Source organism: Pseudarthrobacter sp. MOO14 (assembly GCF_058267675.1).
The window spans coordinates 803254-825892 of sequence record NZ_CM177849.1 but is presented as its reverse complement, the minus strand read 5'-3'; the positions used below and the strand labels follow the sequence as shown (position 1 = coordinate 825892).

Annotated in this window: 18 protein-coding genes and 1 pseudogene; 11 read left to right on the top strand and 8 right to left on the bottom strand. The window is 62.3% G+C overall.

Annotated elements, in window-relative coordinates:
- Positions 1 to 41 precede the first annotated feature (41 nt).
- The gene (locus AC4EEV_RS03815; protein WP_491330184.1) at positions 42 to 2150 is read left to right on the top strand and encodes an acyltransferase family protein; all 2109 of its coding nucleotides are present in this window, start codon (positions 42 to 44) and stop codon (positions 2148 to 2150) included.
- A gap of 109 nt (positions 2151 to 2259) precedes the next feature.
- On the opposite strand, the gene AC4EEV_RS03810 is transcribed toward AC4EEV_RS03815, so the two are convergent.
- The 6 genes from AC4EEV_RS03810 to AC4EEV_RS03785 all read right to left on the bottom strand — a co-directional run bounded on the left by AC4EEV_RS03810 (position 2260) and on the right by AC4EEV_RS03785 (position 8163).
- Complete coding sequence (locus AC4EEV_RS03810; protein ID WP_491330183.1) at positions 2260 to 4233, bottom strand: DUF6541 family protein; 1974 nt, start codon at positions 4231 to 4233, stop codon at positions 2260 to 2262.
- Between the two features lie 62 nt (positions 4234 to 4295).
- Positions 4296 to 5159: a glucose-1-phosphate thymidylyltransferase RfbA gene (gene rfbA / locus AC4EEV_RS03805; protein ID WP_491330182.1), complete on the bottom strand. Its 864-nt coding sequence runs from the start codon at positions 5157 to 5159 to the stop codon at positions 4296 to 4298.
- Positions 5160 to 5202: 43 nt separating this feature from the next.
- A complete protein-coding gene (locus AC4EEV_RS03800; RefSeq protein WP_491330181.1) occupies positions 5203 to 6126 on the bottom strand; it encodes a glycosyltransferase in 924 nt (307 codons plus the stop codon).
- Entirely contained in the window at positions 6126 to 7022 is an 897-nt protein-coding gene (locus tag AC4EEV_RS03795) for a glycosyltransferase family 2 protein (RefSeq protein ID WP_491330180.1), read from the bottom strand. The genes AC4EEV_RS03800 and AC4EEV_RS03795 overlap by 1 nt, the downstream gene beginning before the upstream one ends.
- A complete protein-coding gene (locus AC4EEV_RS03790) occupies positions 7022 to 7411 on the bottom strand; it encodes a DUF2304 domain-containing protein (RefSeq protein WP_109045110.1) in 390 nt (129 codons plus the stop codon). Before AC4EEV_RS03790 ends, AC4EEV_RS03795 begins: the two co-directional genes overlap by 1 nt.
- Positions 7411 to 8163 (bottom strand): glycosyltransferase family 2 protein, encoded by a 753-nt coding sequence (locus AC4EEV_RS03785; RefSeq protein ID WP_109045109.1) that lies wholly within the window; start codon positions 8161 to 8163, stop codon positions 7411 to 7413. Before AC4EEV_RS03785 ends, AC4EEV_RS03790 begins: the two co-directional genes overlap by 1 nt.
- A gap of 210 nt (positions 8164 to 8373) precedes the next feature.
- Between AC4EEV_RS03785 and AC4EEV_RS03780 the strand changes: the two genes are divergently transcribed.
- From AC4EEV_RS03780 to AC4EEV_RS03760, 5 genes and pseudogenes are all read left to right on the top strand, one after another.
- The gene (locus AC4EEV_RS03780) at positions 8374 to 9126 is read left to right on the top strand and encodes a glycosyltransferase (protein ID WP_018760198.1); all 753 of its coding nucleotides are present in this window, start codon (positions 8374 to 8376) and stop codon (positions 9124 to 9126) included.
- Positions 9127 to 9156: 30 nt separating this feature from the next.
- A complete protein-coding gene (rfbB, locus tag AC4EEV_RS03775) occupies positions 9157 to 10155 on the top strand; it encodes a dTDP-glucose 4,6-dehydratase (protein ID WP_018760197.1) in 999 nt (332 codons plus the stop codon).
- 3 nt (positions 10156 to 10158) lie between these two features.
- A complete protein-coding gene (locus tag AC4EEV_RS03770) occupies positions 10159 to 11583 on the top strand; it encodes a sugar nucleotide-binding protein (protein ID WP_491330179.1) in 1425 nt (474 codons plus the stop codon).
- A gap of 9 nt (positions 11584 to 11592) precedes the next feature.
- Positions 11593 to 11934 (top strand): annotated as a pseudogene (locus AC4EEV_RS03765) (glycosyltransferase); the annotation flags it as partial.
- Positions 11935 to 11997: 63 nt separating this feature from the next.
- Positions 11998 to 12576 carry a hypothetical protein gene (locus tag AC4EEV_RS03760; RefSeq protein ID WP_491330933.1) on the top strand — a complete coding sequence of 193 codons (579 nt, stop codon included), beginning with the start codon at positions 11998 to 12000 and terminating at the stop codon, positions 12574 to 12576.
- 50 nt (positions 12577 to 12626) lie between these two features.
- Here the strand turns inward: AC4EEV_RS03760 and AC4EEV_RS03755 are convergent, their stop codons facing one another.
- Together AC4EEV_RS03755 and AC4EEV_RS03750 are read right to left on the bottom strand one after the other, a co-directional pair.
- The gene (locus tag AC4EEV_RS03755) at positions 12627 to 13904 is read right to left on the bottom strand and encodes a lipopolysaccharide biosynthesis protein (RefSeq protein ID WP_491330178.1); all 1278 of its coding nucleotides are present in this window, start codon (positions 13902 to 13904) and stop codon (positions 12627 to 12629) included.
- A 137-nt stretch (positions 13905 to 14041) separates the two neighbouring features.
- Positions 14042 to 16099, bottom strand: a complete 2058-nt coding sequence (locus AC4EEV_RS03750; RefSeq protein WP_491330842.1) for a GH25 family lysozyme — start codon at positions 16097 to 16099, stop codon at positions 14042 to 14044.
- A 719-nt stretch (positions 16100 to 16818) separates the two neighbouring features.
- Here AC4EEV_RS03750 and AC4EEV_RS03745 point away from each other — a divergent pair.
- The 5 genes from AC4EEV_RS03745 (at position 16819) to AC4EEV_RS03725 (ending at position 22578) form a co-directional block, all read left to right on the top strand.
- Positions 16819 to 18120 carry a hypothetical protein gene (locus AC4EEV_RS03745; RefSeq protein WP_491330177.1) on the top strand — a complete coding sequence of 434 codons (1302 nt, stop codon included), beginning with the start codon at positions 16819 to 16821 and terminating at the stop codon, positions 18118 to 18120.
- Between the two features lie 41 nt (positions 18121 to 18161).
- Positions 18162 to 19229: an acyltransferase family protein gene (locus AC4EEV_RS03740; RefSeq protein WP_491330176.1), complete on the top strand. Its 1068-nt coding sequence runs from the start codon at positions 18162 to 18164 to the stop codon at positions 19227 to 19229.
- Between the two features lie 333 nt (positions 19230 to 19562).
- Positions 19563 to 20786, top strand: a complete 1224-nt coding sequence (locus AC4EEV_RS03735; RefSeq protein ID WP_491330841.1) for a TadA family conjugal transfer-associated ATPase — start codon at positions 19563 to 19565, stop codon at positions 20784 to 20786.
- A complete protein-coding gene (locus tag AC4EEV_RS03730) occupies positions 20783 to 21640 on the top strand; it encodes a type II secretion system F family protein (protein WP_491330175.1) in 858 nt (285 codons plus the stop codon). The genes AC4EEV_RS03735 and AC4EEV_RS03730 overlap by 4 nt, the downstream gene beginning before the upstream one ends.
- Positions 21637 to 22578, top strand: coding sequence for a type II secretion system F family protein (locus AC4EEV_RS03725; protein ID WP_491330174.1), 942 nt, complete (start codon positions 21637 to 21639; stop codon positions 22576 to 22578). Before AC4EEV_RS03730 ends, AC4EEV_RS03725 begins: the two co-directional genes overlap by 4 nt.
- Positions 22579 to 22639: the final 61 nt, after the last annotated feature.

Sequence of the window (22639 nt, the reverse complement as noted above, 5' to 3'; positions counted from 1 at the left end):
ACAGGCCCTGCAATGACTACGCGCGTGAGATCGCGGCGCTGATGCCCCGAACAGTAGAGATGCTGGTTGGCCGCCATGTCCGGACAACTCCAGTCGGTCGAAAACTCAGATCGGTCCGTTCTGACATTCAGGGCCTCCGTGCGGTCGCTGTGGGCCTGGTCATCGTTTACCACGTCTGGCCGACTATTCTCCCCGGGGGCTTTGTCGGCGTTGACGTCTTCTTTGTGATCTCCGGATTCCTGATCGTAGGCTCACTCGTTCGGGAGATTTCTAAATCCAACAGCCTTGACCTGTTGTCCTTTTACGAACGAAGGATTGTGCGGCTGCTTCCGGCAGCGACCCTCGTGCTTCTGGTCATCGTCCTGGGGACGGTGATGCTCCTTCCGCAAAGCCGATGGCAGTCGGTCAGCCTGGACGTGATTGCCTCAGGGCTCCAGGTCCAGAACTGGAACCAGGCGTTTAGTGCCAACAGCTACGCGCACGCCACAGCCTCGGTTTCGCCGGTCCAGCACTACTGGTCCCTGGCCGTTGAGGAGCAGTTCTACATCTTCGTGCCCATTTTCCTGCTCGGCGGCGTCTTCCTCGCCCGGAAGTTCAAGTGGGCTGCTGCATCCGTTTGCGTCGCTGTCATCGGCGGCCTCACCGTCTGCTCGTTCGTCCACAGCATCTTCCTGTCCAGTTCCGATCACGACGTTGCCTACTTCGCCACGAGCACCCGTATCTGGGAGCTGGGGGCAGGAGGCTTGGTCGCCGTGCTCCTCAAGGGCGGCCTGCCGGGACGCACACCCAAGCTGGTGGCAGGGTGGGCCGGCCTGGCAGGTATTCTTTTCGCGGCCCTGACGTTCTCCACGTCCTTGGCCTTTCCGGGGTATGTGGCCTTGATCCCGGTCGCAGCTACGATATTGATTCTATGTGCGGGAGGCCAGGATCCGGCCCCGGGTTTCCTCTCCGTGCCCGCACTACTAAGTTGGCGGCCCGTAACCTTTATTGGCGACATCTCGTATTCGCTGTACCTGTGGCACTGGCCGATTGTCGTCTTTTACGTGTACTTCCTCGGCCGCGGACCCGGGATCCTGCATGGTGCCGCGATCCTGGTACTCAGCATGCTCTGCGCAACGCTTTCCTACTATTTTGTCGAGCAGCGTTTCAGGCATGTCCGTCACAGTCCCAAGACGAACCAGGCCAGGACCATGAGGGTCCGTTTTCGTTCCGCTGCCACCTTCCTCGTGGCAGCCGGTGTAGTGGTCGCAACCTCGGGGTCCGCATTGGTTCCGTGGGGCATCGTGGAAGCCAAAGCCCAAGAGCTCCAAAGCTTGCTCAACACCCGTGAATACCCGGGTGCCATGGCCTTTGACCCCGGCCATGAGAAGCCGGTCCCCTCCGGACTCCCGATTCGGCCGGAAGCCTCCCTGGCATTGAAAGACGTTCCAACGACGGCGGGAGATGGCTGCGGGGTATACGATCCGGCGGCTATGGGGCCCGAAAAGTGCGTCTACGGGTCCGCGGACCCATCCAAGCACATGGTGATCGTGGGTGACTCCCACGCTGCCCAGTTCGTGGACCCTATGGTGCTCGCCGGGAAACCGGCTGGCTGGCAGATCCATGCAATGGTCCGTAACGGGTGTCCGTTTAGTGCCGTGCCACCCGCCGATGATTCAACGGTCTACTCAAACTGTTCGGCGCAGAATCAAGTGTCCCTGCAAAGGATCCTGGACCTCCGGCCGGACCTGGTGGTGATTGCCGGGATGGTGCCCCGTGGTTACGAGGAGGCCCTCCACTGGAGGTGGGACACGCCGGATGCCTTGGTGAAGGGCTACGTCGACCTCATTAGGCCGCTCAGGAACGAGGGCCTGAGGGTGGCTGTCATCCTCGACAATCCGTACCCGACCTTCTCAGTCCCCGACTGCGTGCAGCGCAGAAGCCCGGCGTCTCCGGAGTGCCAGGTGGCCAGGACCGCAGTGGACGATCCGCTGCAACGTGCAGCTGACCAGGTGCCCGGCGTTGAGGTGATAGACATATCCGACTACCTTTGCCGCCAGGAAACCTGCCCGGCCGTCATTGGAAACGTGCTCGTGTACCGCGACAACCACCTGACAAACACGTTTGCCAAGTCCTTGGCTCCGGTCCTTTCGCGGAAGCTGAGGCTGTAGGCAGGGACCAGCGTTCCCGGTCCGCGACTCTGTGGGAACCACAGCAGCGATCCCGAACGCCCAGTACCACTGGTTGCAGTGGGGCTACCGGCCGGGGGCTACCCGGATGTCACTGGCAAGCAGTGACTTGGAACAGCTTCGCGTCGCCCTTTTGGTCCAGGAGCTTGAATCCCGGAGCCGCGTCGGGGATTTGCAATCCCTGGAAGCCGTGATTCCCACCGTGGACTTCACGCGTGCCGAAGTCGAGGACATACCGGACATTGCCGTCCCGCGCAGCCGCGCACACTGAGGGGTCGGTGGCTGCTTCGCGGAACTTGTCGTTCAGCAGCTCGGTGGCCTTGGTGTAGGTCGTGAGGGTGTGCTTCGACGTGGTGTTGCGGTCCGCAATGGCAAAGGCCATGGCCCCACCGGTCCAGGGGTTGACCGCGACGGTTGCATCCGTCGGGACATAGTTGTCGAGTTCCTGGATGATGGCCATCTCGTCGGAACTGACCAATGGGGAATCCGGCGTCGTCGAGTAGTTCGCCTGCGCGGACAACACGGGCGTAACCATAGGCGGTGCCTGCAGCAGGCCCACGACCACCAGCGCAATGATTGGCCCTGCGCTGTCCAGGAGTCCCGGGGCGGCCCCGGGGGCCGCTTTGCTCCGAAGCCGGAGGGTGCGTTCCTGCAAGCGTTCGATCAGCCAGGCGGCACCGATCGCTGCCAGCGGCACTCCGACGACGGGCAGCAGGGCTGCGAGTCGGTAGCTGTCGTTGTACCAGACGCCGGTCAGCAAGTCCCTGTACCGGCCCGCCGGGCCGGCTGACACGACGACGAAGAGCAGTGCGACGACGATGAATGATCCCGCGAACCAGGCTGTGGCGCGCCGCCGGAACACAATTGCCAGTCCCACTATCGCAAGGGCGCTCACTGCCCATGCGACGGGACGTTGCATGGCTGAGTTGGTTAGGACTTCCCCAAGGGCCTGGCCCTGAGTCTGGATTGGTGGCCAGAACGCCGCTACAGCGGGAGGCCTGATGATCTTCCACAGGACAGCCATGACGCCGAACGTGGCCAGCAGGCCTGCCCCGGCAGCCAAGGTGAGCCTAATGGGACGTCCGGCCCTGCGCCGGTCGATGGCAAAGAAGGCCCAGGCCGCAAGCAGGACGGGTACGGAGAGCGCGAGAAGTGACATGACCCCGTTCGGGTGTGCTATCGCCACGCCGAGGGCCGTCATGGGAGCCAGGAGGAACCGGGCTCCGGGACCGATGTTTACGAACTGGCGGCTGCCGAAGAAGATGCTCACGCAAGCCAAAGCTGCAGGCAGCATGCTGACGGCAAGGAAATTAGGGTAGAGGACACCAAAATCCAGCAGCAGTATGGGGAAGGAGCCAAACCCGGCTGCCAGGACGCCTGCTGCCCCCACGGCATAGGGGTTCGGCCCGACCAAGGTACGCACCAGAAACATGCAGCCCAAGGTCCAGACGCCGGCGGCGATACAAAGGTTCAGGATATTGACGGAGGCCGGCAGCGGGGCGCCCGTCAGCTGGATAAGGAGCGAGGCCAGCCCATGCCATGCCGCCGGGTAGAAGTACGGCGGATTGTCGCCGTTGGTCATCCCCGTCAGCGTCATTGACGACGCATTACCGGTATCCAGAACATACCGGATGGCGTTGAGGTGGAAGACGTTGTCAAACGTCTGGGAGATGTTGTCCGGCCTGCCGAAGGCGGTGCGGAGTTGGATTGCTATGGAAAGGGCACCAATGCCAAAGCCAACACCTCCAAGGAGCAGCATCCGCTGCGATCCTGCCAGCGCAGTACGCCAGGGAAGTACGGGTTGGCGGAGTGCCGGGATTCTTCGGATGGCGAAGAGGACCGCCGCGAGGAGCACCGTTGCCGCCCCCACGGGCAGGAGCGACCATCCGATGCCGAGGTAAGGGGCAACGATGGCGCTTACCGAGACGACGCTTACCGTAAGCAGCGGAGCAACTGCCAGGAATGCTGGATTCCGCAACCCCAGTGCCACGATCAGGAGCGTGCCGGGCGCAAATAACAGCAGCAGGCACGCCAAGGCAGTCGGCAGGACGGAAAACCAGCTCATTAATACTCCAGGGACGACGACGAGAAAAGGGCCAGGCGCATCGCGATGGCCATCACCATGTGCTAGTCCTCCAGAAGTCCAAGAAGGTAGCTGCCGTAGCCGCTCTTCACCAGGGGCTCGGCACGCTGGCGTAGGTCGTCGTCGGTCAGGAAGCCCTGGCGCCATGCGATCTCCTCAGGGGCACCGATCTTCAGCCCCTGACGGTTCTCGACCGTGCGGATGAAGTTGGAAGCATCGCTGAGGTCATTGAAAGTTCCGGTGTCCAGCCAGGCAGTCCCGCGGGGGAGTATCTCGACCTGCAGCTTGCCCCGCTCAAGGTAGGTCCGGTTAACATCAGTGATCTCAAGTTCGCCGCGGGGGGAAGGCCTGAGGTCCCGCGCAATTTCCACGACATCGTTGTCGTAGAAATAGAGGCCGGGCACCGCATAGTGGCTGCGGGGCTTCTCCGGCTTTTCCTCCAGGGACAGTGCCTTGCCGTCGCCGTCGAACTCAACAACGCCGTAGGCTTTGGGATCCTTCACCCAGTAGCCAAACACGGCGCCGCCGTCGATGTCCGCATGCTTCCGAAGCTGGGTTCCCATGCCCTGTCCGTAGAAGATGTTGTCGCCGAGGACAAGCGCTACTGTTTCGTCGCCGATGTGGTCAGCACCAAGGATGAAAGCTTGTGCGAGTCCATCAGGCGAGGGCTGCTGGACGTAGGAAAGGTTGATGCCGAACTGCGATCCGTCGCCCAGCAGGCGCTGGAACTGCTCGGCGTCGTGCGGAGTGGTGATGATCAGGATGTCCCTGATCCCAGCAAGGATCAACGTGGAGAGAGGGTAGTAGATCATTGGCTTGTCGTACACCGGGACGAGCTGCTTGCTGATGCCAAGGGTAATGGGGTGCAGCCGCGATCCAGTTCCGCCGGCCAGAATAATTCCACGCATGGGATCAATCATTCCCCACGACGCAGCCACGGCCAAAACGGGATCAGGTGCCGGGCTGCCGTTCGGGTCCCGGGCCCGACTTCCGCCGGAGCCCGTCGGCGAGGCCTTTTCGGGCCGCTACGAGGCGCTGGCGCCTGCCGGGGGCGAGGACGCTGACGACAGTCAGGTGCCGGAGGTCCGTGAGCAGTCCCCGCGCGGTCCAATAGGGTTCCCTGAGCGCAAACCTGGCCGCCAACAGGACGCGGTTGCGGACAATGAAGTAGTAGCGCCAGGTGGAGGCGGTCCTCACCATCAGTGGCTTTCCGCGCCATGTGACAGGCCACGGACCCAGGCGCGCCGGAACCATGGTGCCGAGGGAATGGTTCAGTGAGCAGTCAAGGGCAATGACGCAGTGCAGTTGCCGGGCCTTGGCGCGCAGGTAGAACTCGCTGTCCACCCCGTCGATGAACAGCTGTTCGTTGAAGGGCCCCACGGCGTCGAGGCTGGCCGTTGGAATCAGGAGACCCGACTGGACCGGCTCGTCCCCGATGGTCACTCCGTGGTGAGTCCGCACCACCCGCCGCGGCAGTCCGCTGACTTCCCCTGGCGCCACCATGCCCACCCCGAGCCCGGCGCCGGTTGCCGCACCAGCAGCGCCCTCAAGGCCTTGGACAAATCCGGGCTGGACCAGCGAGTCCTGGTCCATGGTGAGAATGAATGCAAGCGACGGGTTACGGGACCGTGCAAGTGCGATGCCGCTGTTCAGGGCCGCCGCAATTCCGGAGTTTTGCGGGAGGCGCAAAACCGTACAGCCGAGCGCCTCCAGTTCGGAATAGACGGACTCGTCGGCGGCAGTGCTGCCGTCGTCAACGACAACGACGTCGACGCACTGGTCCAACAGTGCCGCGCAGTTTCCCAGAACATTGCGGTGAGGATTGAAGGTGCTGACGACGGCGGCTGTCCGGGTGCTTTGGGACGTCTCGGCCATCAGGCACCCAGCCCGTGCTTGGCCATGGTGCGGATTGCTCCGAAGTTACGGGATTTCACCAGGCCGGGCATCAGCGACAAGGCATGAAGCCTCGACGTCAGCCGAAGCTTGGCGGCCCGTTCCGCCCGGCGCCAGCCCCGGGACCGGGTGAGCGTGGCTGCCAGGCTGAAGTACTCGCGTTCGCCGTCGAAGCGGGAGCCGTCCTGGAGCAGGAGCGAAGATGCGCTTTCGGTATGCCTCCGGTAGGCAAAGGCAACAGTGGGCACCACCAGCAGCGAGCGGTCCTGAAGGATCATGTCGATGATGAGGGCGAGGTCCTGGATGATGCGGAACTCATCGCGGAAATCGACGGTGCGGACTGACGAGGTTTTGAACGTGAGGGACGGCCAGTACAACCAGTCTCCATGCAGGAGGCTCGTGGCGAGCCTTTCGCCGGACAGGAGGAGGGGAGCGCCTGCCGACGGCCTGAGGAGCCGCTGTTTGACGGTGTCCACGAGGGTGCGTGCGGGGTCGCCCGCCGCATCAATGACCTGGACCCCCGGCTGGATGATGTCCGCCTCCGGGTTGTCACGGTAGGCCTGCAGCACTGTCTCCACATAGTTCGGCAGGAGGATGTCGTCGCAGCCAACTACGGCGACCAGATCCTGCCGGGCCATCTGGATGGAGGTCCTGAAGCTCTCGGTGATGCCTTCGTTCGTGGCTTTCTTGACGTACGTGATTCTGGGGTCATCGATGTTCCGTACGTAATCTTCCACCGTGGGATCCGGGTAGGCGTCGTCCACCACCGTGAGGAACCAGTGCGGATCCGTTTGCGCAAGGACGCTGTCAACCGTGATTTTCATGTAGTCGGGATCGCCCCAGTAGGGCACGAAGATGTCCAGCGAGGGTTCCACCACTAGGGCTCAACCTCCGGGTCCTGGCTGCCTCCGGGCCGGCCGGCAACCATCACCTCGTTAATCCGTTCAATCTGGATCCGCAAAATGGCAACTTCTTCGGCCAAGGCGCGGGTCTCTTCTTCAACGACCGATATTTCCCAGGACAGGTGCAGGCAGACGCCCAGGAGCATCAGGATGCTGAGGATGAACAGCAGATTGGAGGGGAGCTGGACTCCGACTGCCTGGGCCACGTAATCCAGGAGCTGCGGGAACGCGGCAAGAACCAAGGTGGCAATTCCGACGACGAGCCACCAGATCGCGTATTTTTCGCGCAGCTTCTTGCGTCGGAGCATCTCCGCGACCAGCCCGACGATGGCCAGGGCCAGGAAGAATGCGGCAATATTCGGCATCAGTTCTTTCCTGCCATCAGGGGGAGGGGCAAGGCAACATTGGATCGCTTGCGCGTGAGGGCGAAGGCGAGTGCGAAGAAGGAACGGCCGAGGTATACGGCGGCTTTGATGGGGTGGTGGCTCGGCGTGCCGCCCTGCCGGGGCCGCATCGCCACGGGAACCTGCGTGACCTTGAGCCCGGACCGAATGGCCACCACCAGCGAATCGATCGTGTCTCCAAGGTATTCAGCCGGGTAGTGGTCCAGGTACTGCGCGATCGCGCGGCTGTTTCCAGCGCGGAATCCGGAAGTCACATCAGTAAGCGGCGTCTTGGCAAGTCTGGTGAGGACAGTCGCCAGGAGTTTCATTGCCCACTTCCGGGGGCCCTTCACGGCATAGTCGCCGCGGTCGGCAAACCGGGCGCCGATGGAGATGTCGGCTGATTCCAGGCCGTTGAGTACTTCGCGGATATTTCGCGGGTCATGCTGCCCGTCGGCGTCAACCTGGATGACTTGCCGGTAGCCCAGGCGCTGGGCGTACTTGAATCCAGCACGCATCGCGCCCCCGACACCCAGGTTGAACGGCAGGTTCAGGACAGTTGCCCCTGCCGCCGCTGCGAGGTCCGGTGTGCCGTCGGTCGAGCCGTCATTCACTACTAGGACGTCGTAGGGCTCATCGAGGCTCAGTACTTCGGCCACGGTTGCCCCTACGCAATCAGCCTCATTCCACGCCGGCATGATGACCAGCACACGGTTGTTTTCCAAATTGCGCATAATGTCCCAACTATATCAACGCGGCGATTGCGCACTGTCCGGAGCCTGCACGGACAGTCGGCAGGCCGCGGCTGCCCCGCCAGCCAGTTGGCCAGTGGTTCGCATCCTAGCGCGTGCCGGCCGGCGCGGCCGAGTCCGCGGCGGACCTGGCAGTGGCGCACATCGTCAGCCACCACCAGAGGCAGGGGTGAATCAGTTAGTGTCGGTTGCATGACCAGCATCCCACCCAGCGTTCCTTCCGCCACCCGTGTCAGCGTTTGCATGGCGAGCTACCGGGGTGCGTCCTTCATCGCGGACCAAATCCGTTCGATACTTGACCAGCTGGATGCCGCGGACGAGCTAGTCATCTACGACGACGCGTCCCCCGACGACACCGTTGACGTCATCAACGGGTTCAAGGACCCGAGAATCCGGCTAATTCGGGGAGCCAGCAACGTGGGGTACGTCCGCGCCTTCGAAGCCGCTATCGGCGCGAGCAGGGGCAGCTTCATCTTCCTGTCCGACCAGGATGACGTCTGGGTTCCCGGCCGGGTCGCCCTGATGCTGGACGGCCTCCGGAACGCCGCCGTGGTAGCCACGAACTTTGCCATGCTCGGCGGCGGCCCGCGGCCATGGATCCCGCCACTGACGGGGAAAATGGACGGCCGGCGCATGGCGAACCTCGTGGGAATCATGGTCGGTTACCGCGCCTATTACGGTTGCGGAATGGCGTTCCGGCGCGACTTCGTTGACGTCGTCACCCCCATCCCGTCCTACGTCCGGGAGTCGCACGATCTTTGGATCGCCATCTGCGGCAACCTTGCACAGTCAATTGCCCACCTCGAAGCGCCGAGCTTGCTCCGGCGCCTTCATGAACAAAACGAGACGCCGGCCGGCTTCCGTTCGCTCCGGCGCATAGCGGCCGCACGGTTCATGCTTGCCCGGCTGGTCCTTGAGGCGTCGCGCAGAGTCCGCGGTCGGTGAGGGGGAGGGCCGAGACGCTAAGCTGGGCTCATGCAGAATCTCCTTGTCACCGGCGGCGCCGGCTTCATTGGTTCCAACTTCGTCCACTACGTTCTTGAGAACACGGATGACCGTGTAACCGTCCTGGACAAGCTGACATACGCAGGCAACATGGAATCGCTGAAGGGGTTGCCCGAGGGCAGGTTCGAATTTGTCCAGGGCGACATTGCCGACGCAGAGCTGGTGGACCGGCTGGTGGCTGCCGCCGACGTCGTGGTCCACTACGCGGCCGAGTCGCACAACGACAACTCACTGCACGACCCCCGTCCTTTCCTGGACACGAACATCATTGGCACGTACACGCTCATCGAGGCTGCGCGAAAGCACAACAAGCGCTTCCACCACATCTCCACGGATGAGGTCTACGGAGACCTTGAGCTGGATGACCCCGAGCGGTTTACCGAGCAGACGCCGTATAACCCGTCCAGTCCCTACTCGTCCACGAAGGCAGGTTCGGACTTGCTGGTGCGGGCATGGGTGCGGTCCTTTGGCCTTCAAGCGACCATCAGCAACTGCTCGAACAACTACGGCCCCTACCAGCACGTGGAGAAGTTCATTCCGCGCCAGATCACGAACGTCATCGATGGCATTCGTCCCAAGCTCTACGGCAAGGGCGAGAACGTCCGCGACTGGATCCACGCCAACGACCACTCTTCTGCTGTCCTGGCGATCATTGCCAAGGGCAGGATCGGAGAGACTTACCTCATCGGTGCTGACGGTGAGAAGAACAACAAGGACGTTGTCGAGCTGATTCTCAAGCACATGGGTGAATCGCCGGATGCTTATGACCACGTGGTGGACCGCCCGGGTCATGACCTGCGCTACGCCATCGATTCCACCAAACTGCGCGATGAGCTCGGCTGGTCACCCCAGTTCTCCAACTTTGACGCGGGCATCGAGGACACCATTGCCTGGTACCGGGCCAACGAGGACTGGTGGCGTCCGCAGAAGGCCCAGACGGAAGCGAAGTACAAGGAACAGGGCCAGTAACCGATGACCATCGAGTTCTCCAAAAAGCTTGCTGCCCACCGGACTCCAATTCCCGGCGTCGTCGTCTATGACCTGCCGGTCCATGGGGACAACAGGGGATGGTTCAAGGAAAACTGGCAGCGCGAGAAGATGCTCGCCCTTGGGCTGCCCGACTTCCGGCCGGTGCAGAACAACATCTCGTTCAACGAAAAGGCCGGTACCACGCGTGGTATCCACGCGGAGCCCTGGGACAAGTTCATCTCCGTTGCCACCGGGCGCATCTTCGGTGCCTGGGTCGATCTTCGCGAAGGCCCGTCGTTTGGCAGCGTGTTCACGGCCGAACTCGACCCCAGCCAAGCGATCTTTATTCCACGCGGCGTCGGGAACGCCTTCCAGACTCTGGAAGACAATACGGCGTACACCTATCTGGTCAATGACCACTGGTCAGCCGATGCGCAGGGACAGTACACGTTCCTGAACCTGGCCGACGAGTCCGCAGCCATCCAATGGCCGATTTCGCTTGAACAGGCAGAACTGTCCGACAAGGACAAAGCGCATCCACGGCTGGCCGACGTCGTGCCCATGCCGGCGAAGAAGACGCTGGTGGTGGGGGCGAACGGTCAGTTGGGGAAGGCCCTGCGGACGCTTTACGCCGAGGACGCGTCCGCGGAGTTCGTCGGCCGGGCGGAGTTTGACGTCACCGATCCTGAAGCGTTTGCAGCCAGGAACTGGAAGAACTATTCGACCATCATCAATGCGGCGGCGTACACGGCCGTCGATGCGGCCGAGACCCTGGAAGGCCGGATCGCCGCCTGGGCCAACAATGTGACCGCCGTCGCGCACCTGGCAAAGACCGCCGTCGAGCATGGCCTGACCCTGGTCCACGTTTCGTCCGATTACGTCTTCGACGGTTCCCAGTCCATCCATTCGGAGGACGAGCCTCTCAGTCCGCTGGGGGTGTACGGGCAGACCAAGGCGGCAGGGGACGCGATTGTCAGCACGGTGGCTCGCCACTACATCCTTCGCACGAGTTGGGTTATCGGCGATGGCAACAACTTCGTCAGGACGATGGCGTCGCTCGCCGCCCGGGGGATTGAGCCGTCAGTGGTCAACGACCAGATCGGCCGCCTGACATTCACGGAGGACATTGCGGCGGGCATCCGGCACCTTCTCGAGAGCGCAGCCGACTACGGGACGTACAACCTGACAAACGACGGTGAGCCGCAGTCGTGGGCCGACATCGCAAAGGACGTCTACGCGCTGTCCGGTGGCTCCCGTGATGCTGTTTCCGGTGTGAGTACGGCAGAGTATTTCAAGGGCAAGGATGCTGCGCCGCGACCGCTCAGCAGCGTGCTCGACCTTTCGAAGATCAAGGCATCCGGTTTCGCTCCCAGGGCTGCGCGTGAGGGTCTTGAAGCCTACCTTGCGCAGCAGTCGGCGACTGTCTAGACGTTCACCATGCCCTTTGACTCCTCTTCCTTTGGAATCATCGCCCTGGCGGCGTACAAACCTGACTGGGACCTTTTCAGGGCTCAGTTGCTTTCGATACAGGCGCAGACGCATGCCAACTTCGAGTGCCTTATTTCAGCCGACGGCGGCCACGCTGAGGTCCAGGAATTTGTCACCCGGGAGATGAATGGGGATCAGCGTTTCAAGGTCCTCGGTTTTCCGGACCGACTGGGATTTTACGGAAATTTCGAGCGGGTACTCCAACACGTACCGGAGGACGCCGAGTGGGTTGCTTTGTCCGACCAGGACGACTCGTGGTACCCGGCAAAGATCGAAACGCTCCTTCCACACCTGCATGATGTCAGCCTCGTTGCTGGTCAAGCCCGTGTGGTCCGGCGCCCCGGGAATGACGTTGTGGCCGACTCAACGCACCGCAAAGACGTCAGTCTGGGATCGCTGATCGCCCAGAACCAGGTGACGGGAAGTCTCTGCCTTTTTCGCCGTGACCTCCTGGACCTGGCCCTGCCGTTTCCGCGGTTCGCGGCGGTTACCCAGGTCCACGACCATTGGCTCGCTGTGTGTGCGAAGGCCACGGGGGGAGCGCTGGTCGTCGACGACATCCTCCAGGATTACGTGCAGCATGCCGCCAACGTCCTGGGCGAGGTCGAGGCCCGCCGGAGCGTGGCAAGGTCCTTGGCGAACGTCTCGGCCATGTCCCGCAAGTACCGCGGCGGGAGCGGCCCCCTTGACCTGCTTCGCACTGCAAATGACTTGAGTTTCGGCTGGCGCCGGACCATGGCAGACGAACTGGCGCGACGGGTGGGGCCCGCCGGCGGGGAGCTGACTCCTTTTGAATCAGGGCATTCCTGGGCCTCGACCATGCGGACGCTTTTTTCCGGGTTGCGCCGCGGCGAGATCGCGAGGCCATGCTTCCTCGAATTCGTCGCCGGCAGCCCCGTCGAGCTTTTGCGCCTGGGTGCACGCAGGAGCTGATTACAGCCTGCCGGAGCCTCCAGCGCCAGGCACCCGTTGCCCTCAGGCGTTCAGTGCGTCTTGCTTGCGTTGTCAGTAACAGAAGTCGAACTGCGGAGACTGTCGTGGACGACCCTGAGCTGGTAAGCCGCCACGATGAGTTCCGCAACGCCAACTGCCCATGCGACGCCGGGGGCCCCCCAGGCAATGCCCAGGGCGAACATGAGCGGAACGTTGAACGCGGCCCCGACGGCTGTTGATTTTGCCAGGGCGGCGCCCTTACCCAGCGGGATGAGGCACGCCAGGCCCACAACCTGGGCCACGATCACACCCCCGAGTATCAGGCCGAACGGGACGCTGAGGCTGTAGCCGATGAGGATTTCCCCGCCTGAAAACAACGCACTGGCCCACGGCGTCAACGCTGCCAGAAGTACTCCGGCGCCCAGGCCAGCCACGGGAGCCAATTTGGCAACGGTGCGGATGCGGTGGTCCCGTTGGCCTGGGCCCGCCTCAGGGATCCAGCCCTGGATAACCTGCAGCACGGGGCCGAACCCGGCCACGGCAAACCGGAAGAGCTTATCTGCCAGTGCGTATTGTGGGAGCGCGGCCGTTACGACTTGGTTCACGGCGAGCATGGGGAGGTTACTGTTAAGGCTGCCTGTCCCGGCAGCGATGACCCCATATTTTTGGCTCTTCAGCCGCGCCATGGCGGCTGTGAATCGAAAGTCGGCTTTCACGCGGTGCCCGGTTCTGGCAGTGGCTCCGGTTGCGCCCAGCAGAACGGCGAGGAGATTGAACAACAGGAGGCAGGCCACAAAAAGGATCGGTTCGGGGATGAACTGGATCAGCAGGACGCCGGAGACGATGCCAAGACCTTGGGGCAGGACGTCCAGCAAGAACAGTTTCCACGGCTTGGCCTGGCCGATGAAGAACCACGATGCGCCTACGAACGGCAGGACATAACTGACGGATGCCAGCGCGGCCACTTGCGGGTTGTTTTGCGTGATCAGAAGCATGACCACATACATCACCGGGGCCGCCATCAGGAACAGGTAGGTCCGGCTGACCAATGAGTCGATGTACATCTGCGGCCGCTGCGCGGGAGCCAGCGACGCGACGAGCGCCGCTCCGACGGTTCCCCATCCGAACGCAACGATGATCCCGAAGATCGCCGCAGTGGCTTGGGCCAGTGCGAGTTCACCCCATGTCTCCTTGCCAAGAGTGACAATGACGAACGGGATTGCCAGGAGATTTATGGCCGTCGAGAAGACGAGAGACGCCGCGAATCCGCCGAAGCGGGTCAGCAGGGCGGGAAGGGCCTTCACAGCCACGGTGGGGACTCCGATCATGGGATGGACATTGCCCGTAGGCGGGTGCCGACGGACAAAGTACAGTCCTGAATCCTATCGCGTGTTGCGAACGCTCCGGTCGTCCCTCCCATGTTCCAGGGGTCCCTGGCTGACCGTCTGTCATCCCGGGAGATGCTCTAGTACACGAGGCTGCGGCATCCCAGTTGCGTATTGAGGGTACTGAACACTGAGACTGCCACGCCGTAGGTGCACACGCTGTACCGTCCACGTGCAGTAATCGGCACGGTGGTGGAGTATCCGTGGTCCCCGATGGTCTGAAGGGCAGAATTAACGTCCGTCCGTTTGAGGTTGGCGGTGAACGGATACCCCTTCGTGGTGCCGTCAGGATAGGTGATGTAGACGTGCACGGGGTTTGAGACGCCGGGCATGGCCGGGTCCAAGGTCCACCCCTGGGTGGTCAGTGACGCCTGGCCGTTCGAAACCTGTATGCCGGCCGTGTCGAGGCTCCCCATGGTGGGAGGAGTCGGTCGTACGGTGATGTCGCGGCAGCCCAGCGGGGTAGGCCCTGCTGCGAGGGGGGCAACCCCTACGGCTCTGGCGCACACGGTGTAGTTGCCGGGGGCGCTGATCGCGATCTGGGCTTGGTACCCGTGGTTGCCTATCGTATTCAAGGCGGCATTCACGTCAGGCCGGGCAAGGTTCGCCGTTGCCGTTGCCATAACCGGTTTGGCTACGGGTGTGCCGTCTTTGGCGGACACGTAGACGCTTACCGTGTTGTTCTTTCCCGGGTAGCTCGGATCCAGGGTCCAGCCGGTCAATTGGAGGTTCGCGGAATTGGGTGCCTGTACGAGGGAGAGTCCATCGTAGGAACCCATGGGGGCGGGGCTTGGTGCGATGGAGATGCTCTTGCAGCCGAGCGGGACATTCGAATTTTGCCCGATGGCATATGTGCACGCTTGGTAGGCGCCTGGAGCAGTCAATGTCACCTGGTAGTCAAAGCCGTGATTCGATCCGAGGCCCGTCACGGTCTGGACATCCGGCCGGGATGTGTTTGCGGACATGCGGTAGCCGGTGGTCGTGCCGTCCGGACCTGTGATGTATGTGTCCGCATAGGTGCTGGCGGCCGGGTTGGCAAGATCGATTGCCCATCCCCGCAACTGGACGGCGACCTTGTCGGCTGTCCTGACCTCGCTGAGGCTGTCGAAGTTGCCTACCGGGGCTTCGACGCCGGAAGCGGTGATGGACTTACAGCCAAGAGAGGTATTGCCGAAGGATCCGATGGAGAAGGCGCAAGCCGTGTAATTTCCCGACTTGGTGATAGGTACCGTCCCGTCAAAGCCATGGGACGAACCGTAGCCGAAGACGTTGTTGACGTCGGGTCGGTAGGCATTTGCTGTCCAGGGATAGCCTGTTGTGGTTCCGTCCGGGCCGGTGATGTAGACATGCGTTTGGTTCGACGCCGGAATGTTGGCCAGATCCACCGACCATCCACGGGCTCGAAGGCTGACGTCGCTCCCGTTCTTGATTACGGAGAGATCGTCAAAGTTGCCGGTGGGCAAGGCGACTCCGGCGAACCGTTGCAGCGATGCGTAGTCGCCGTTCCATACGTTGGAGTCTCCGGCCAGCGGGCCCGTGCTGCTGTACTGCCAGACGCTGTAGGTTGCCCAGCTTGCTGGAACTGCGCCCGCGTCGTTGGTCGGCGAACCGGGGTAGGCGGCAACCCACAGCGGGTAGTCACCGAAACCTGTCTGATTGCCGAGGCATTGATTCCACCAACTCGTGTTGGTGTAGATCATGGGCAGCCTGCCGGTCATCGATCTGACCGTGTTTCCAAAGTCCTGGACCCAGGCAGCCAGCTGTCCCGGGGACATGTTGTAGCACGTGTTGCCGAAGTAGAAGCCGTTGATGGTCCTGCCCTCGTAAGGGTTGAATTCGAAGTCGAGGACTGGTGGCAACGTATATCCGTCGGGGGACCACCCCCCGCCATTGTTGACAAAGTATGTGGCTTGGTCTGCTCCGGACGACCAGTTCGGAATTGCGAAGTGGTACGCTCCGCGGATCATCCCTACGTTTCGGGATCCCTGGTACTGGGAGCTGTAGGCGGGGTTTGTGTAGTAATTGCCCTCAGATGCCTTCACATAGGCAAAGCGCGCGCCCATGTTCCATTGCTGCTGCCAGTCAACGGATGCTTGGTAATAACTGACGTCCAGCCCCTGGACTCCGAAGGTGGGCATCCATGAACCCTGCGCGGACAGAGTTTCGACGCTGTTGGGCTTGGTGGCGGCAGCAGACGCGGCGGACGTTACCCGGGCTGATCGCTGACCCATCTGCGCGCCGCCGGGTCCGATGGCATCTGCCATCGACTGGGGCTTTGGTGACGGTGTGGCCACCGGGCTTTGGGTCGGACTGGGGGAGGGCTGTGCCGTGGTGGGCGCAGCGGGCTCTGTCGTGGGCTGGGGCGCAATCGGCGGTGCGGCGGCCGGCGACGAGGAAGGGGCAGGGGCCGGACTCGGTTCAAGCCCGACCGCGGGGCCTGTGAGGCCCGGGCCTGCCACCAGTGCAAGCGCAAGCGGAACAACCCCTAGGTACTTTAGGAATTGGCTACGGGACTGAGACAGGTTCCGCTTCATATTGGCTCCGGACGGCAATGCGCGCTCCCCCGAACGCTCATCTGGTTTGCTGTGCCGTGGTCCCCCCAGGGGCCTGTCGAACACAGTTACTGACACTTAACGCGCTCACCATAGCATCGTGGTGCGTGGGGGACCAGTGGTATGGGTGTTTCTGTTGGGGCTCCTGTGAGGATTCAGCGTCGAGTCCGTCCGCACCGGGGCTTTGATTGAATCGTCGGCGTATCCGGTAGCATTCATGAGGCGCGTCCGGAGAGAGCATCCGTTGACCGCGCATCCATTTCTAGCCGGCTTCGTACGCTCAACGCCGCGGGCCTTAAGGGACGATGAACAGCAATCAGGGCTCTTACGCTTCCATGGCGCTTGGCTGGAGGATGTCAGCAGCTCCCGTCGCTGTTTTAGGGGCCGGTCTCATTGCCTTTGCCCGCCTTAGCCCAACAGCCCAAGGGACCATCTGGGCAGAGGACGGAGCGGTATTCCTTCAGGATGCACTGGCCCGTCCTGGAATTCTGGGAGTATTTGCTCCGTATCAAGGCTATCTGCACGTGGTGCCGCGATTTGCAGCCGCATTCGTCGTCCGCCTGTTCCCTGTGGACGCTTATGCCGTGGCCATCTCACTTTTGAGCAGCCTGATCGTTGGTCTCGTCGCCCTCATGGTCTTCCATTGTGCCAGCGCCATCTCGACGCGCTTTGTACCTAGGCTGGCGTGGGCATCGATCACCATTATGGTGGCACCGGCAGCGTTGGAGACGCAGGGCAATTTTGCCAATCTGCATTGGTACCTCCTCTGGCTCGCTCCCTGGCTGCTTATCAAACCGGCGCGGAACAAACCTGAGGGCATTCTTCTGTTCGCAGTGGGCGCCCTCTCATCGTTGACCGAAATACTGACGCTGATGTGTGTTCCGATTTTCCTTTACCGGTTTCGGGACCGTTGGTTATGGCCTGCCAGGGCCGGGTTGTTGCTGGGTATCGCATGCCAGGTCTTCACGACCTTAAGTTATCCGCGTTCTGCTCCGTTTGAGCCGGCAAACCTTTTGTCCGTGGTGGTTGGGTGGTTCCTCAATAGCAGCTCGGCCGTAATGTTCGGCACCTCCAACCAAGTTGCGCTGCTCATTCTGAACTTTGGTGCCATCCCGATCGTGTTGGCGGCGCTCCCTTTTTTCGCGGCTTTTCTCTTTCTCCTTTTTCGAGGCACCGCTGTCCATCGCGTCATTGCCGTCATCGCAGTTGTCGCTTCGGTGGGCGTTTGGGCTGCGGCTGTGCTCTTTAACTTCTCCAAGGAGTTCAACTATGCGGAATTTCAGGCCCCGCAGTGGCGTGAATTCCTGTTGGGCAGATACAGCGTAGTTCCGTCCATGTTTCTTCTTGTCCTCCTTCCTCTCCTGGCAGTGGCTTTGGAAAAAACATCTGCCAAGGCCGCAACCTCTGTGCTGGCCGTCTTCGCCCTTTTGCAGTGCTTGTATTTCTTCCCCTCTTTTTCATTCCGCCAAGACGGTCCCGTCTGGGCCGAAGGTGTAGCTGGGGCCCGCGCAGCCTGTTCTGCCGATCCCGCATTGGCTTCACACGCGGTCGCAACGGCGCCGGGAAACTGGAAGGTCGATGTGCCGTGCGCCATTCTGCGAAAGTGAAACGCCTGTCACTTATGCCGTCCACGAGGCAAGGACACACCTTGGACAACGATGTCGCACCTGCCCCGACCTGGGGCCGGCGGCTCGCCGGCATTGAAGGCCTCAGGGCTGCCGCGGCTTTATCTGTGCTGGCCTACCATGTCGGCTTGATGGCCTCCGATGAAGTGCACGCCGGGCCGGTCGGCCAAGTCATCTTGCCAGTCTTGGGGCAGGGGTTGCCCTTGTTCTTTGTCCTCTCAGGGTTCCTGCTGTTCAGGCCGTTCGCTTCGTCGCTTCTTCGCGGCAGCGAGCTGCCGTCATTCCGGCGATATGCAAGAAACAGGGTCTTCCGCATCTATCCGGCCTACCTGCTCATCTTCTGTGTGGCGTCGCTCGCCATGGGATGCGTCTACCTGGTGGGCAGTACGCACGGTTTTGGTCCGGAGAACGTCGGGCGCCTGACAGATCCGGCGAAATTCGTCGCCAATGCACTGCTGGTACACATGTTCATTCCCCAGTTCGTGATGAGTGGTCTGCCTGTGGCGTGGTCGTTGACGGCTGAAATCACTTTCTACGTGGCCGTCCCCGTCATGGCGTTGCTCGCCGCTAGGCTCATCAGGCGGGGGATGCCCAAGGCGACGGCGCTGGCGGTCCCGGCAGCCGCACTGATTGTCATTGGCCTGGGCGTTTCCTTCTGGGGTCACCTAGCAGCTGACAACCTTGGTTATGCACAGCGCATTGACTTCGCATTTGGTCAGACGTGGACCGCGGTCCTGCTGCGAAGCTTTCTTGGGCAGGCTGACCTGTTTGGGTACGGAATGGCCGCCGCACTTATTGTTGTCCTGTTGAACGAGCGCGGCGTCCGGCGCGTGGGCATCCCTGCCAAGCTGTTCCTTGTGGCCGGAGCCGCCGCATCTCTGGTGGCCGGCACGGGCGGAACAATGCCGTTTCTGTCCAACTTCGCGGGCGTTGCTTCGGCGTTGCTTCTCCTTGCGGTTGTTCTTCCCTCGTCCAGGAACGACGGGCCGAACCGGCTCGCGGCCGTGCTGGAGTGGTCTCCGATCCGGTTTGTCGGCCTCATTAGCTACAGCATCTACCTGTGGCATCTGCCGGTCATCTCTGGCTCATGAGACGGCAATTGACGGTCGGGTCGTCTGCCCTTGCGCTGCCGTTCAACGTGGTCTTGGTGCTTGGCATCGTTTTGCCGTTGTCGGCAGTAACCTACTTTGCCATCGAGCGGCCCGCGATGATGTTGAAGAAGCGGCCTGCCAAGCGATCCGGCCCGGCAACTAAAGATCGAGTTCCCAGCGCCCGCTAGCGCGTCCACCGGCACCTTGCGCTGAAGGATGGGCGACTTTGTCCACAGGGGACGCCCATATGACTTGGCAGCGTGGTGTACGCTCCCTAGGCTGTAAGCCAGTCGCAGTGCCTCCGACGGAGGCGGCATTTGTATGGGGGAACATATGGACGCGCTGGGAATAGTCGAGGACGAGGTCCGCGAACTTATCCGCCGCCGTGGGTTGGATCCGCTCAAGCAAGCGGGTGAGGTCCGGCGCCTGGTGGAGGCCGCGGTCACGGATTACGACGAACGGGCACTGATGGGCCCGCTTCCTCCCATCGGCCCGCTGGACGCAGCGCGCAGATTCCTGTTCGACGCCGTGGCAGGGTTCGGTGTACTCCAGCCGCTGCTCGACGATCCTTCGATAGAAGAGATTTGGCTGAACGCGCCAAACGAGATCTTTGTAGCGCGCAACGGCGAGTCGGAACTGACATCACTGAGCCTGACGGAGCAGCAGGTGCGTGATCTCGTGGAGCGCATGCTGAAAAGCTCCGGCAGGCGGCTGGATATGTCCTCGCCTTTCGTCGATGCTGCCCTGCCTGACGGGTCCAGGCTGCATGTGGTCATCCCGGACGTCACGCGCCGCCACTGGGCGGTCAACATTCGAAAATTCGTGGTGAAGGCGAGCCGCCTCGAGCACCTGGTTGAGCTCGGAACGCTGACTCACCAATCCGCGCGGTTCCTCGGAGCGGCAGTTGCCAGCGGCCTTAACATCTTGGTCTCCGGCGCAACACAGGCCGGCAAGACGACCATGCTGAACTGCCTGGCCGCCAGTATTGGAAGCCGGGAACGCGTGATCACGGTTGAAGAAATCTTCGAACTGCAGTTCCCGCTGCGCGACGTCGTGGGCCTCCAGTGCCGGCAACCCAACCTGGAGGGTGAAGGCGAGATCCCGCTCCGGCGCCTGGTCAAGGAAGCGCTGCGGATGAGGCCAGACCGACTGGTCGTGGGCGAGGTCCGGGAAGCCGAAAGCCTCGACATGCTGATTGCACTCAACAGTGGGCTTCCCGGAATGTGTACCGTCCACGCAAACTCTGCCCACGACGCCGTCACGAAGATTTGCACGCTGCCGTTGCTGGCCGGAGAAAACATCTCCAGTGCGTTTGTAGTTCCCACAGTCGCATCGTGCATCGATCTTGTCGTGCACTGCAGCAGACAGGCAGATGGGCGGCGGCAGGTCACCCAAATCCTCTCTCTGGGGCGCCGGGTGGAGAACGGAATCATTGAATCGTCCCTCGTCTTCGCCCTGGAGGGCGGCGTCCTTCAGCCCAGGGCAAACGCGATGCCGGCCGCGGAAAAATTCTCCCGGGCGGGATACGACGTCGCCGCTCTGTTGGACGCACGATGATTTCAGCGATGGTGGGAGCTGCGGCCGGGGTGGGGTTCTTCCTCATCTGGTGGTCCTGCTGGGAGACTCCTGATGCCGGACGCCGGGAGCGGAAGCCAGGACGTATCAGCGACCTGCTCGTTGCGGCGGGCGTGGAGAAAGTTTCGGCCCGTGGCCTGGTCGGGACCTGCCTTGGTCTGGGGCTGTTCATTGCCCTTGTCTTCTTCGCGCTCAGTCGTTCATGGCCGATTGCCGGCTGCTTCGGCCTCTTCGGATCGTGGCTGCCTGTCACGCTGCTTCGCTGGCGGGCACGAAAAAGGTCAGCGTTGCTCCGCCAGCTCTGGCCAGACGTCGTTGATCACCTTCGCTCGGCAATCCGCGCCGGCCTCCCGCTGCCTGAGGCCCTCATTCAACTCGGCGACAAAGGGCCCGAGGAACTCCGGCCCCTGTTCCGCGATTTCGGAGCCGATTACCGGGCCGGCGGCCAATTCGACGGCTCCCTGAATAAACTGAAACACCGGCTTGCCGACCCCGTCGCAGACCGCATTGTTGAAGCATTGCGCCTCACCCGTGAAGTGGGCGGCTCGGATCTGGGGCGGCTGCTCGGCACCCTGGGAGAGTTCCTTCGTGAAAGCGCCCGCACGCGCAGTGAGCTGGAAGCGCGGCAATCCTGGACGATCAACGCGGCCCGGCTTGCTGTCGCCGCACCATGGATTGTGCTGGTGCTGCTGGCAACCAGACCGGAAGCAATCCAGGCGTACAACACACCCCTGGGCGCTGCAGTCCTGCTTGGGGGCCTGGTGGTCTCGCTCATGTGCTACACCATCATGTTGAAGATTGGCGCGCTGCCCCAGGATGAAAGGGTGCTCCGATGATGGCCGTCCCGGCCGCCGCCGTTGTCTTCGGAATCGGCCTTGGCATCGGCTTGTGGCTTGTGATCTTCAGGTCCCCGCCGATGCGTGCCATGACGCTCTCTGAGCGGATCGAGCCCCAGCTTAAGTCGCAGAACCTGGAGTCGCGGCTCCTGAGCACGGGCGATCCGAATCTGACACCATTCGGCCCGCTGGAGCGGATTCTCCGTCCGGTCTTCCGCGACTGGCTTTCCGCATTGGCCCGGCTAAACCCATCACCGGGAGCAATGGATCGGCGGCTGGCCCAAGCGGGAATCGGCAAGTCACCCATTGACTTCCGTGCGGAACAGCTGCTTTGGGCAGCGGCCGGTTTTGCCATCGCCGTGACGGTCGTACTTCTGGGAGCCGCCGCAGGAAGGTTCAGCCCGATCTTTGCAGTGGCCGCAATCATTGGCAGCGCGGCGGCAGGTTTTGTTTTGCGGGATTACTGGCTGGGCGCCCAGGTGCGACGCCGTGAGGCGCGCATGATGGCCGAATTCCCCAGCCTGGCGGAGCTGATGGCCTTGGCTGTCAGCGCGGGGGAAAGCGCGACGGGTGCACTGGACCGGGTGTGCAGGAGCGCCCACGGGGAACTGTCAAAGGAGTTTGCGAAGATCCTCGCGGAGACGCGGGCAGGGAAGCCGCTCATCCTTGCCTTGGAGGAGTTTTCCGGACGTACTGACCTGGCGCCCTTGGTCAGGTTCGTTGACGGAATCATCGTTGCGGTGGACAGGGGAACACCCCTTGCGGAAGTGCTCCGGGCCCAAGCCCAGGATGTTCGTGATTCGGCCAAGCGGGACCTCATGGAGGCGGCGGGCAGGAAAGAAATAGCAATGATGGTGCCGTTGGTCTTCGGGATACTCCCGCTGACCGTGGTCTTCGCCGTATTCCCGGGCATAGCAGCGATCAATTTGGGCTTCTGAAGCTGTGGGCGGCCACTTGTCGTAAAGCAGCTCGTGCAAGGACACCGTATTCATCAGGAAA

Coding starts and splice junctions, on each gene's coding strand:
- AC4EEV_RS03815 (WP_491330184.1), top strand. CDS start 42: ATGCCCCGAACAGTAGAGATGCTGGTTGGCCGCCATGTCCGGACAACT.
- AC4EEV_RS03810 (WP_491330183.1), bottom strand. CDS start 4,233: ATGAGCTGGTTTTCCGTCCTGCCGACTGCCTTGGCGTGCCTGCTGCTG.
- rfbA (WP_491330182.1), bottom strand. CDS start 5,159: ATGCGTGGAATTATTCTGGCCGGCGGAACTGGATCGCGGCTGCACCCC.
- AC4EEV_RS03800 (WP_491330181.1), bottom strand. CDS start 6,126: ATGGCCGAGACGTCCCAAAGCACCCGGACAGCCGCCGTCGTCAGCACC.
- AC4EEV_RS03790 (WP_109045110.1), bottom strand. CDS start 7,411: ATGCCGAATATTGCCGCATTCTTCCTGGCCCTGGCCATCGTCGGGCTG.
- AC4EEV_RS03785 (WP_109045109.1), bottom strand. CDS start 8,163: ATGCGCAATTTGGAAAACAACCGTGTGCTGGTCATCATGCCGGCGTGG.
- AC4EEV_RS03780 (WP_018760198.1), top strand. CDS start 8,374: ATGACCAGCATCCCACCCAGCGTTCCTTCCGCCACCCGTGTCAGCGTT.
- rfbB (WP_018760197.1), top strand. CDS start 9,157: ATGCAGAATCTCCTTGTCACCGGCGGCGCCGGCTTCATTGGTTCCAAC.
- AC4EEV_RS03770 (WP_491330179.1), top strand. CDS start 10,159: ATGACCATCGAGTTCTCCAAAAAGCTTGCTGCCCACCGGACTCCAATT.
- AC4EEV_RS03755 (WP_491330178.1), bottom strand. CDS start 13,904: ATGATCGGAGTCCCCACCGTGGCTGTGAAGGCCCTTCCCGCCCTGCTG.
- AC4EEV_RS03750 (WP_491330842.1), bottom strand. CDS start 16,099: ATGCCCACCTTCGGAGTCCAGGGGCTGGACGTCAGTTATTACCAAGCA.
- AC4EEV_RS03745 (WP_491330177.1), top strand. CDS start 16,819: ATGAACAGCAATCAGGGCTCTTACGCTTCCATGGCGCTTGGCTGGAGG.
- AC4EEV_RS03735 (WP_491330841.1), top strand. CDS start 19,563: ATGGACGCGCTGGGAATAGTCGAGGACGAGGTCCGCGAACTTATCCGC.
- AC4EEV_RS03730 (WP_491330175.1), top strand. CDS start 20,783: ATGATTTCAGCGATGGTGGGAGCTGCGGCCGGGGTGGGGTTCTTCCTC.
- AC4EEV_RS03725 (WP_491330174.1), top strand. CDS start 21,637: ATGATGGCCGTCCCGGCCGCCGCCGTTGTCTTCGGAATCGGCCTTGGC.